The organism is Pseudomonas sp. P129 (assembly GCF_020312195.1).
GTDB lineage: Bacteria > Pseudomonadota > Gammaproteobacteria > Pseudomonadales > Pseudomonadaceae > Aquipseudomonas > Aquipseudomonas fragariae.
This window is the reverse complement of record NZ_JAGPYS010000001.1, coordinates 290,781-301,220: the sequence shown is the minus strand read 5'-3', so window position 1 is coordinate 301,220 and position 10,440 is coordinate 290,781. Positions and strand designations below refer to the sequence as shown.

The window sequence follows — 10,440 nt, the reverse complement described above, 5'->3', positions numbered from 1 at the left end:
ATCATTCACGACGCGCGCCGCGTCACGGAGAGCCAGACATGCTGGAAAGGCTGTTTCAACTCAAGGCACACAACACCAACGTGCGAACCGAGATTCTTGCGGGCGTCACGACTTTCCTGGCGATGGCTTACATCCTGTTCGTCAACCCGAGCATCCTCGGCGAAACCGGCATGGACAAGGGCGCGGTATTCGTCGCCACCTGCCTGGCAGCGGCCATCGGCTCGACGGTGATGGGCCTGATCGCCAACTACCCGATCGCCCTGGCACCGGGCATGGGCCTGAACGCCTTCTTTACCTACACCGTGGTCCTGCACATGGGCCACAGCTGGCAGGTAGCGCTGGGCGCGGTGTTCATTTCAGCGGTGATGTTCTTCATCCTGTCGATCTTCCGGATTCGTGAATGGATCATCAACAGCATTCCCCTGCCCCTGCGTTCGGCGATTGCGGCCGGTATCGGCCTGTTTCTGGCGCTGATCGCCCTGCATAACGCCGGTATTGTGGTCAGCAACCCGGCGACCATGGTCGGCATGGGCGATCTCAAGCAGCCAGCCCCGGTACTGGCGACGCTGGGCTTCTTTCTCATCGTGGCCCTGGATTACCTCAAGGTTCGCGGCGCCGTGCTGATCGGCATCCTCGCGGTGACCCTGGTGTCTATCGCCCTGGGCTTCTCGCCGTTTGGCGGTGTGGTGTCGATGCCGCCTTCGCTGGCACCGACCTTCATGCAACTGGACATCATGGGCGCGCTGGACGTCGGTCTGGTCAGCATCATCTTCGCTTTCCTGTTCGTCGACATCTTCGACAACTCCGGCACGCTGATCGGCGTGGCCAAACGCGCCGGGCTGATGGGCAAGGACGGGCACATGCCGAAGATGGGCCGTGCGCTGATCGCCGACAGTACTGCCGCGATGGCCGGTTCCCTGCTGGGCACCTCGACCACCACCAGCTACATCGAGTCGGCTGCAGGCGTGAGTGCCGGTGGCCGCACAGGTCTGACTGCAGTGGTAGTCGCCGTGCTGTTCCTGCTGGCGCTGTTCTTCGCCCCGCTGGCCGGCAGCGTGCCCGCCTTCGCGACCGCACCCGCGCTGCTGTTCGTCGCTGTGTTGATGGCGTCCGGCATGGCGGAAATCGACTGGGATGACATCACGGTCGCAGCGCCAGTAGTCATCACGGCCCTGGCCATGCCATTCACCTATTCCATCGCCAATGGCATTGCCTTTGGCTTCATTTCCTGGACAGCGATCAAGCTGCTGTCGGGACGCTGGCGCGAGCTGAATTCGGCGCTGGTGATCCTGTCGATCCTGTTCGTGATCAAGCTGGGCTGGTTCAACGCATGAGTGTTCCCTTCGACCCTGCGAGCTACGACCGTCAGCTCGAAGAAAAAACCGTCCGCCTGCGCGAGTTGCTGGCGCCGTTCGATGCTCCCGAGCCACAGGTGTTCGACTCGCCACGCGAACACTATAGGCTGCGCGCCGAGTTCCGCCTGTGGCGCGAAGACCAGAAGCGCTATTACGCGATGTTCGCGCCGGGCGACAACAGGACGCCGATCCTGCTCGAGGGCCTGCCGATCGCCAGCGAGCGCATCAACGCGCTGATGCCGGTGCTGCGCGAGCGCTGGGAAGCCAGCCCGACGTTGAACCACAAGCTGTTTCAGGTGGACTTCCTGACCACGCTGGCAGGCGACGCGATGATCACCCTGTGTTATCACCGCCCGCTGGACGCCGAATGGCAGGCCGCCGCCGCGCAACTGGCCGCCGAACTGGACGTCAGCCTGATTGGCCGTTCCAAGGGGCAGAAGCTGGTCATCGGTCATGATTACGTGACCGAGAAGCTCGACGTGGCTGGCCGCACCTACAGTTACCGGCAACCGGAAGGCGCTTTCACCCAGCCCAACGGCACGGTGAACGGCAAGATGCTCAACTGGGCCTTCGATGCGCTGGGCGAGCGGCAGGACGACCTGCTGGAGCTGTATTGCGGCAATGGCAACTTCACCCTGCCGCTGGCTACACGCGTGCGCAAGGTGCTGGCCACCGAAATCAGCAAGACCTCGGTCAATGCGGCGCTGAGCAACCTGGATGACAACGGCGTGGACAACGTCACGCTGGTGCGTCTGTCGGCCGAAGAACTGACCGAAGCCCTGAACGAAGTGCGCCCGTTCCGCCGTCTGCACGGCGTGGACTTGAAGAGCTACGATTTTGGCAGCGTGTTCGTCGACCCGCCGCGCTCCGGCATGGACCCGGACACCTGCGAACTGACCCGGCGCTTCGAGCGCATTCTGTACATATCCTGCAACCCGGAAACCCTGGCCGCCAACATCGCCCAACTGCACGACACCCACCGGGTCGAGCGCTGCGCACTGTTCGATCAGTTTCCGTACACCCACCACATGGAATCGGGCGTGCTGCTGGTCAGGCGCTGAGGCTCCTCTGACTGACTATCGTGCCGACGCTCCGCGTTGGCATGCCGTTCTGGACGCTGCGCGTCCTATCCTGAACATGCGGCGCGACGCAGATCTGTGACGCAGAGCGTCACGAACGGCATTCCCACGCTGGAGCGTGAGGAACGATAATCTCGACTATCGTGCCGACGCTCCGCGTTGGCATGCCGTTCTGGACGCTGCGCGTCCTATCCTGAACATGCGGCGCGGCGTAGATCTTTGACGCAGAGCGTCACCCACGGCATTCCCACGGAACGATAATCCCGACTATCGTGCGGCGCTCTGCGTCGCATGCCGTTCCGGACGCTCCGCGTCCTATCCCGACGTGCGGCGCGACGCAGATCTGTGACGCAGAGCGTCACCCACGGCATTCCCACGCTGGAGCGTGAGGAACGATAATCCCGACTGTCGTGCGGCGCTCTGCGTCGCATGCCGTTCCGGACGCTCCGCGTCCTCTTGCGACGCGGAGCGTCGTGAAATGCATTCCCATACTGGAGCGTGAGGAACGAGAGTTCTTTCATGCTCGTCAACTGCGAAACTGTCAGAATATTTATTAGCTTCCTATCGATACGCTGGGGTATAAACCAAAAACCTGAATCAGCTGCTTCGATGGGATCCTTTTTCTTGAGCTCCGAGTCTTCCGCGCCTTCTGTACCGGTCAAGTTGTCCAGCCAGCCCGGTTTCGTCAGTTTTATCCTCTCGCGCCTGATGGCGGTGTTCGCCATGCAGATTCAGGCGGTGGTCGTTGCCTGGCAGGTTTATGACATGACCCGCGAGCCGATGGCGCTGGCCTATGTGGGCCTTGCTCAGTTCATTCCCATGTTGCTGCTGTTGATGCCTGCCGGGGATCTGATCGACCGCTACAACCGCAAGGTCATCCTGATGCTCAGTTGGGGTGTGCAGGCGATCTGTGGGGTCATTCTGCTGGTGTTCTCGGCACTGAAGCTGCAAGACCTGCGGCTGATCTACGGCGCGCTGATGCTGTATGGCTGCGCCCGCGCTTTTACCGGTCCGGCGCTGCAAAGCCTGCTGCCACAGATTGTCCCGCGCGACCAACTGGCCTCGGCCATCGCCACCAACAGCGTGATCATGCGCTGTTCGACCGTCGGTGGGCCGCTGATCGGTGGCTATCTGTACTGGCTGGGCGGCGCAGAGCTGACCTATTCGGTCTGCGTCGCAGCATTTATCGCCGGCATCCTGTTTCTGGCCCCCGTGGCAACGCCCTTTGCCGGCAAGCCGGTGGAACTGGGTTCCAGCGCCTGGGGCCGGTTCACCGCGGGCATTGCCTTCATTCGCTCGCGGCCGATCATCCTCGGCACCATTTCGCTGGACCTGTTCGCCGTGCTGCTCGGCGGCGTGGTGGCGCTGCTGCCGATCTACGCCCATGAAGTGTTGCACCTCGGGCCGCAGGGGCTGGGCATGCTGCGTGCGTCGATGAGCCTGGGTGAACTGGGCGTCGGCATTTACCTGAGCATGCGCCCGCTGCAGCGCAACGTCGGCATGACCATGTTTCTCGCCGTCGGCCTGTTCGGCGTCGCGAATCTGGTGTTTGCCCTGTCGACCCTGTTCTGGCTGTCATGCCTGGCCCTGCTGATCGCGGGCGCGGCGGACATGGTCAGCGTGTTCATTCGTTCAGCGCTGGTGCAGTTCTCGACGCCGGACAACATGCGCGGCCGGGTCAATGCCGTGAACATGCTGTTTATTGGCTCCTCCAACGAACTGGGCGAGTTCCGTGCAGGCACCAGTGCCTCGCTGGTCGGCGCAATCCCTGCCGCAATCCTGGGTGGCGTCTGCACGCTGGGCGTGGTCGGCGCCTGGATGACGGGCTTCAAGTCATTGCGCCAGGTCGACCGTTTTGCCGACGCCTCGCCGCCGGACGTGCTCAACGCGCAGCCCGTCAAACAGGCCTGACGGCGGCAGGTTTCAGCAAAACACAGCCACGGCACAGCTTGCGCGAACCAATCAGCCTCGCCGCACCTCTATACCCTCGCATTCTGCACACGACGCTGGCCGGAACACGCCGGACTGGCGCATTCGCGTATCAGCAGCGAAACTAATTGCACGAAAAGAAGAGGGATCCGACATGCTCTGGAAAAAAGGCCGACGCAGCGACAATGTAGTCGATGCGCGCGATGGCGGCAGCAGTGGTGGCGGCGGTGGCATGCGCATCGGCGGCAAGGGGCTGGGTCTGGGTCTGGGCGGCATCGTGATCATCGTCGCCATCGGCCTGCTGACCGGCCAGGACCCGATGCAGATTCTCGGACAACTGACCGGACAAGTGACCGAGCAAAGCGCTCCACCCAGCGCGCAAACGCGTGAAGCGCCGCCGGCCAACGACCAGCAGGCCGAATTCGTGCGCAGCATCCTTGGCGATACCGAGGACACCTGGCGTGCCGTGTTCGCCCAGAACGGTCGCGAATACAAGGACCCCACGCTGGTGTTGTTCAGCGGCCAGGTGAACTCGGCCTGCGGTCGCGCTACGTCGGCAACCGGTCCGTTCTATTGCCCGGCTGACCAGCAGGTCTATCTGGACATGGAGTTCTTCCGTGAAATGGCCCAGCGCTTTTCCGCCGCTGGCGACTTCGCCCAGGCTTACGTGATCGCCCATGAAGTCGGGCACCATGTGCAGACCCTGCTGGGCATTTCCGCCAAGGTCGACAAGGCTCGCCAGGCCGGGCAAAAAATGGAAGGAGCCAACGGTTTACTGGTCCGCCAGGAGCTGCAAGCGGACTGCTTTGCCGGTGTTTGGGCGTACAACGCACAAAATCGTTTGAACTGGCTCGAGCCGGGTGATATTGAAGAAGCATTGAACGCGGCCAACGCTATCGGCGATGATCGCTTGCAACAGCAAAGCAGTGGTCGAGTCGCTCCGGACTCCTTCACTCACGGCACGTCTGCACAGCGTGTACGCTGGTTCAAGGCAGGCTTTGCCCAAGGTCAAATCAATCAATGCGATACATTCGCCGCCAAGAGTCTCTGAGCACATGATTAAACCGCTTCTGGTCCTGTTGTTGAGCACTGCCTTCGTGAGCCTCGGGGCGCATGCCGAGGATCAAGCGGTCAATTCCATCAGCCCGGATCGCCTCGCCATCAATGGCGCCGAGGCGACCCTCGGGCTGAGCCAGGAGTGGGTACACCCCAAGCCGAAGATCGAGCGCGTGGTGATCGTCCTGCACGGTCGCCTGCGCAATGCGCAAACCTACCTGCGCAGCATCGAACGTGCGGCCAACCAGTCCAGAGAGCGCGGCAAGACCCTGCTGATCGCCCCGCAATTCCTGGATGAAAAGGATATCGTCGCGCACCACTTGCCGGACTCGATCCTGCGCTGGCGCCAGAACAGCTGGATGGAAGGCGCAACCTCCACCGATCCCAAGCCGGTCAGCTCGTTTCTGGTGCTGGACCACATCCTCAAGCGCCTGAGCGACAGCAAGCTGTTCCCCAACCTGAAGGAAATCGTCATTGCCGGGCACTCCGGTGGTGCCCAGGTGGTGCAGCGCTACGCGATGATCGGCGGCAAGGAAGACGCCCTGCTGCAGCGTGAAGGGGTGAAGCTGCGCTACGTGATCGCCAATCCGTCGTCCTACGCCTATTTCGACGCGGAACGGCCTGAGCCGGTAACCGCGCAAAGCTGCCCGAACTTCAACGACTGGAAATACGGCCTCAACAAGATGCCGTTCTACTCGGGCAAGGAAAAGCCGGCTGACATCGAGAAGAATTACGTGAAGCGCGACATCACTTACCTGATGGGCGAGCTGGACACCGACCGTAATCACCCGGCGCTAGACAAGACCTGTGCCGCCGAAGCGCAAGGCGCCTACCGCCTGATTCGCGGGCAGAACTACTTCAACTATCTGCAGAAGCGTCACCCCGAGGGGCTGAACCAGCGCCTGGTGATCGTGCCGAAAGTCGGCCACAACGGCGACGGGATCTTCACCTCACCGGAAGGCCAGGCGGTGCTGTTCAAGCCGTTTTGAGTGGTATTGATATAACTATCGTCCCCACGCTCCGCGTGCAACGCTACATACAAGTCCGCTTTTGATTCTGGCCGGAGGCCGTGGGAGCGAACTTGTTCGCGAAAGGGTCAACATAATCGTCGAAAATGCATCGACTGAAATACCGTCTTCGCGAGCAAGCTCGCTCCCACAAGATCAGCGCTGCTGCAGAACATCTACGTGGCTCGAAAACACCCCCTACCTGCGGGAGTGATCCACAGGGCTTGAAAACACGCCGGACCTGTGGGAGTGAGCTTGCTCACGAAGAGGCCGGTGCAGTCGCTGAAAATCTATATATCCGTGACTAAGCCTTCGCGAGCAAGCTCGCTCCCACAAGGTCAGCGCTGCTGCAGAACATCTACGTGGCTCGAAAACACCACCGACCTGCGGGAGTGATCCACAGGGCTTGAAAACACGCCGGACCTGTGGGAGTGAGCTTGCTTACGAAGGGGCCGGGGCAGTCGCTGAAAATCTATATATCCGTGACTACGCCTTCGCGAGCAAGCTCGCACAAGATCAGCGATGCTGCAGAACACCTATGTGGCTCGAAAACACCACCGACCTGCGGGAGTGATCCACAGGGCTTGAAAACACGCCGGACCTGTGGGAGCGAGCTTGCTCACGAAGAGGCCGGGGCAGTCGCTGAAAATCTATATATCCGTTACTAAGCCTTCGCGAGCAAGCTCCCACAAAGACTTGTGGATAACGGTGAGCGCTCCGCATTGCCACGATAGGCAACTCAGATCACCCCAGCATCCCGCGCAGCGCTATGCAATTCTCTGCATGCCAGTCAGTCAGCTCCGGCCAGGGATTGTCTTTCAGGTTGACCAGAATGGTCTTGGCGCCTGCCGCACGGCCGCAGTTCAGGTCATGCATGTAGTCGCCGATCATGACCATCTTCTCCGGCTCGACACTCCAGCGCGTGGCCAGCTGCAGTAAACCCGCCGGATCCGGTTTGGGAGTCGCCTCGTCGCGGCCCAGTACATCCTCGACGGCAAAGCAGTCAGCCAGGCCGATGGCCTTCAAGGTGATATACGCCAGCTCCTGAGCGTTACGGGTGAGTATGCCCAGTCGATAACCGCGCGCCGACAATTCGCGAACCAGCTCGACCGCGCCTTCGGCAGGCTGCGAAGCCAGTGCCAGCTCGCGCTCATGCTCCAGCAGCCAGGCGTGCTTGGCCGCCGATTCCTCAGCGGGCAACGCAGCAAGATGCCCGAGAATGTCATCGTCCTGGGGGATGCCCAATTCACGTTTGATGGCCGGGAAGTCGTGGATAGGGACGGTCAAGGTACCGTCCATGTCGAACACCCAGTGCCGTATACCTTCGAGTGTCATGCCCAATCCTTACGATGGCGGATCAGCCCTTCCTGACTGACCGATGCGACCAGTTGCCCGGTGCGGTTGAAGATACTGCCGCGCGAGAAGCCGCGCGAGTTGCCTGCCCAGGGGCTGTCCATCGCGTAGAGCAGCCAGTCATCGGCACGCAGGTCGTTATGGAACCACAGCGAATGGTCAAGGCTGGCGACCTGCATGTCGCGCTGCCAGACGGTCTTGCCGTGCGGCAGCAGGGATGTGGTCAGCAAGTTGAAGTCGGAGGCATAGGCGAGCATGTAACGATGCAGCGCCTGCACGTCCGGGAGGCTGCCATCGGCGCGGAACCACACGTATTTGACGGGATCGCCGGGCTTGGGATCGTACGGATCTTCAGCGGTCACCGGGCGGAACTGAATCGGCTTGGGGCGCAGAAACTTGTCGTGCATCGCTTCAGGAATCAGGTGCGCGCGGCGGGTCAGCAACTCCAGCTCGGACGGCAGGTCTTCCGGGCCGACAATCTTCGGCATCGTCGCCTGGTGCTCGAAGCCCTCTTCGTCGTACTGAAACGAAGCGCTGCAGGTGAAGATCGGCTTGCCCTTCTGAATGGCAGTGACACGGCGCGTGCTGAAGCTGCCACCGTCACGCACACGGTCCACCTGATAGACCACCGGCAAACCGGCATCGCCGGGACGCAGAAAGTAGCCGTGCAGCGAGTGAACATGACGGTCCTCTTCAACTGTCTGACTGGCGGCAGACAGCGACTGACCCAGCACCTGACCACCAAACAACTGGCGAAAGCCCAGATCCTGGCTATGACCGCGGAACAGGTTTTCTTCAATGGCTTCCAGCGTCAGCAACTCAACCAGATCATCCAGCACTTGGCTCATTCTCATTCCTCTCGTACATCGACTTTGCACTTGTACGGCAACAGCAGTCGCTGCATTTTCCCACAGGCCTCGGGCCCGTCCCCGCTGGAATGGAATGATACAGATTTAAGATGGTTGGCTTAATTCAATCTGCACCCGGATCAAGGCTTCAGCGTCTTGAGCCACTGCTCATGGCTGATCCGGTACAGCACGTGCGGTTTGAGCGGGTGGCCGTCCGCAAGATTGGGGTGATCGAAGTTGCCGGACTCATCCTGCTGCATGCCGATTGCCTGCATCACCTTTTGCGACGGCTGATTGTTGACCGCCGTGAACGACACGATCTCCTTCAGCTCCAGGCGCTCGAAACCACAGCCCAGCGCGGTCCAGGCCGCCTCGCTGGCAAAGCCCAGGCCCCAGTGTTTGTGCGCCAGCCGCCAGCCGATTTCCACGGCCGGGGTGAACGGTGCCTTGAAACCCACGACATGCAGCCCGGTGAAACCTATGAACTCGCCGGTGTCCTTGCGCTCCAGCGCCCAGAACCCGAAGCCCAGTTCGGCAAAATGACCACGCAGCCGCCCGATCATGGCAGCACTTTCGAGACGGCTCAGGGGGTCTGGAAAATAGCGCATGACACGAGGGTCCGCGCACATGTCGGCGAACGCCGGCAAGTCATCGTCACGCCACTGCCGCATCAGCAGTCGGGCGCTATCAAGCTTGAGTATCGGTTCCATCGATTCCCCCGTGTCACGAGACATGAATGGGCGTCAGTGCAGCCATCTGCTGCGCCACACAACTGGGCGTACGGATGCTTTACTGGCACTATCGGGCTTCGGCCCTCTAACGGACGCAAAATGTCCCTACCGCTTATCTACCATGAAGACTACAGCCCGGACTTCCCGGCGGATCATCGCTTCCCGATGGACAAGTTTCGTTTGTTGCGCGATTACTTGATCGACAGCGGCCTGACCAGTGACGTTCAATTAATGCGTCCCGAGTTGTGCCCGGCGGACATTCTGGCGCTGGCTCATGATCCGTCCTACATCAGCCGCTACCTTAGCGGTGATCTGTCGCGCGAAGACCAGCGGCGTCTCGGACTGCCGTGGAGCGAGGCTCTGGCACGCCGAACCATCCGTGCGGTAGGCGGCTCACTGCTGACCGCCGAACAGGCCCTCAAGCATGGCCTGGCCTGCCACCTGGCGGGCGGCACCCACCATGCGCACTATGACTACCCGGCGGGTTTCTGCATTTTCAATGACCTGGCGGTGATCAGTCAGTACCTGCTGCAAAGCGGCCGCGTGGACAAGGTGCTGATCTTTGACTGCGATGTGCATCAGGGTGACGGCACGGCGCGCATTCTGGCCGATACCGAGGACGCCATTACCGTCTCGCTGCACTGCGAAAAGAACTTCCCGGCACGCAAGGCGCAGAGCGACTGGGACATCCCGCTGCCGATGGGCATGGGCGACGCCGACTACCTGAACGTCGTCGATGACCTGCTCAACTACCTGCTGCCGCTCTATAAGCCGGACCTGGTGCTGTATGACGCAGGCGTCGATGTCCACAAGGACGATGCGCTGGGCTATCTGCAACTCACCGACCAGGGGCTGGCCAATCGCGACGAAGCGGTGCTGCGTCATTGCCTGAGCCGCGACATTCCGGTCATGGGCGTGATCGGCGGTGGCTACAGCAAGGACCGCTTGGCACTGGCAAGGCGCCACGGAATCCTCCATCACAGTGCGCAACGGGTCTGGAACGACATGGGCCTGTGAGCCTGCGCGGTACTTCGCTTCAGTCTCCGCCAATGACGTGCGCCACACCTTGAAAGAACGCTCGG

At 61.3% G+C, this 10,440-nt stretch carries 9 protein-coding genes; 6 read left to right on the top strand and 3 right to left on the bottom strand.

What is annotated here, in order from left to right:
* Window positions 1–38: 38 nt before the first annotated feature.
* From KBY02_RS01395 to KBY02_RS01375, 5 genes are all read left to right on the top strand, one after another.
* Window positions 39–1,334 carry an NCS2 family permease gene (locus tag KBY02_RS01395; protein ID WP_003396212.1) on the top strand — a complete coding sequence of 432 codons (1,296 nt, stop codon included), beginning with the start codon at window positions 39–41 and terminating at the stop codon, window positions 1,332–1,334.
* The gene (gene trmA / locus KBY02_RS01390) at window positions 1,331–2,416 is read left to right on the top strand and encodes a tRNA (uridine(54)-C5)-methyltransferase TrmA (protein ID WP_024641962.1); all 1,086 of its coding nucleotides are present in this window, start codon (window positions 1,331–1,333) and stop codon (window positions 2,414–2,416) included. The genes KBY02_RS01395 and trmA overlap by 4 nt, the downstream gene beginning before the upstream one ends.
* 642 nt (window positions 2,417–3,058) lie before the next feature.
* Window positions 3,059–4,345 (top strand): MFS transporter, encoded by a 1,287-nt coding sequence (locus KBY02_RS01385; RefSeq protein ID WP_024640227.1) that lies wholly within the window; start codon window positions 3,059–3,061, stop codon window positions 4,343–4,345.
* A 172-nt stretch (window positions 4,346–4,517) separates the two neighbouring features.
* Complete coding sequence (locus KBY02_RS01380) at window positions 4,518–5,414, top strand: neutral zinc metallopeptidase (protein WP_225649717.1); 897 nt, start codon at window positions 4,518–4,520, stop codon at window positions 5,412–5,414.
* Window positions 5,415–5,418: 4 nt separating this feature from the next.
* Entirely contained in the window at window positions 5,419–6,408 is a 990-nt protein-coding gene (locus tag KBY02_RS01375; protein WP_003399936.1) for a hypothetical protein, read from the top strand.
* A gap of 762 nt (window positions 6,409–7,170) precedes the next feature.
* On the opposite strand, the gene KBY02_RS01370 is transcribed toward KBY02_RS01375, so the two are convergent.
* From KBY02_RS01370 to KBY02_RS01360, 3 genes are all read right to left on the bottom strand, one after another.
* Window positions 7,171–7,761 carry an HAD family hydrolase gene (locus KBY02_RS01370; RefSeq protein WP_024642209.1) on the bottom strand — a complete coding sequence of 197 codons (591 nt, stop codon included), beginning with the start codon at window positions 7,759–7,761 and terminating at the stop codon, window positions 7,171–7,173.
* A complete protein-coding gene (gene tesB, locus KBY02_RS01365) occupies window positions 7,758–8,627 on the bottom strand; it encodes an acyl-CoA thioesterase II (RefSeq protein WP_024642208.1) in 870 nt (289 codons plus the stop codon). Before tesB ends, KBY02_RS01370 begins: the two co-directional genes overlap by 4 nt.
* A gap of 140 nt (window positions 8,628–8,767) precedes the next feature.
* The gene (locus tag KBY02_RS01360) at window positions 8,768–9,337 is read right to left on the bottom strand and encodes a GNAT family N-acetyltransferase (RefSeq protein WP_003399930.1); all 570 of its coding nucleotides are present in this window, start codon (window positions 9,335–9,337) and stop codon (window positions 8,768–8,770) included.
* Window positions 9,338–9,457: 120 nt separating this feature from the next.
* Between KBY02_RS01360 and KBY02_RS01355 the strand changes: the two genes are divergently transcribed.
* Complete coding sequence (locus tag KBY02_RS01355; protein ID WP_003399927.1) at window positions 9,458–10,375, top strand: histone deacetylase; 918 nt, start codon at window positions 9,458–9,460, stop codon at window positions 10,373–10,375.
* The last annotated feature ends 65 nt before the right edge of the window (window positions 10,376–10,440 follow it).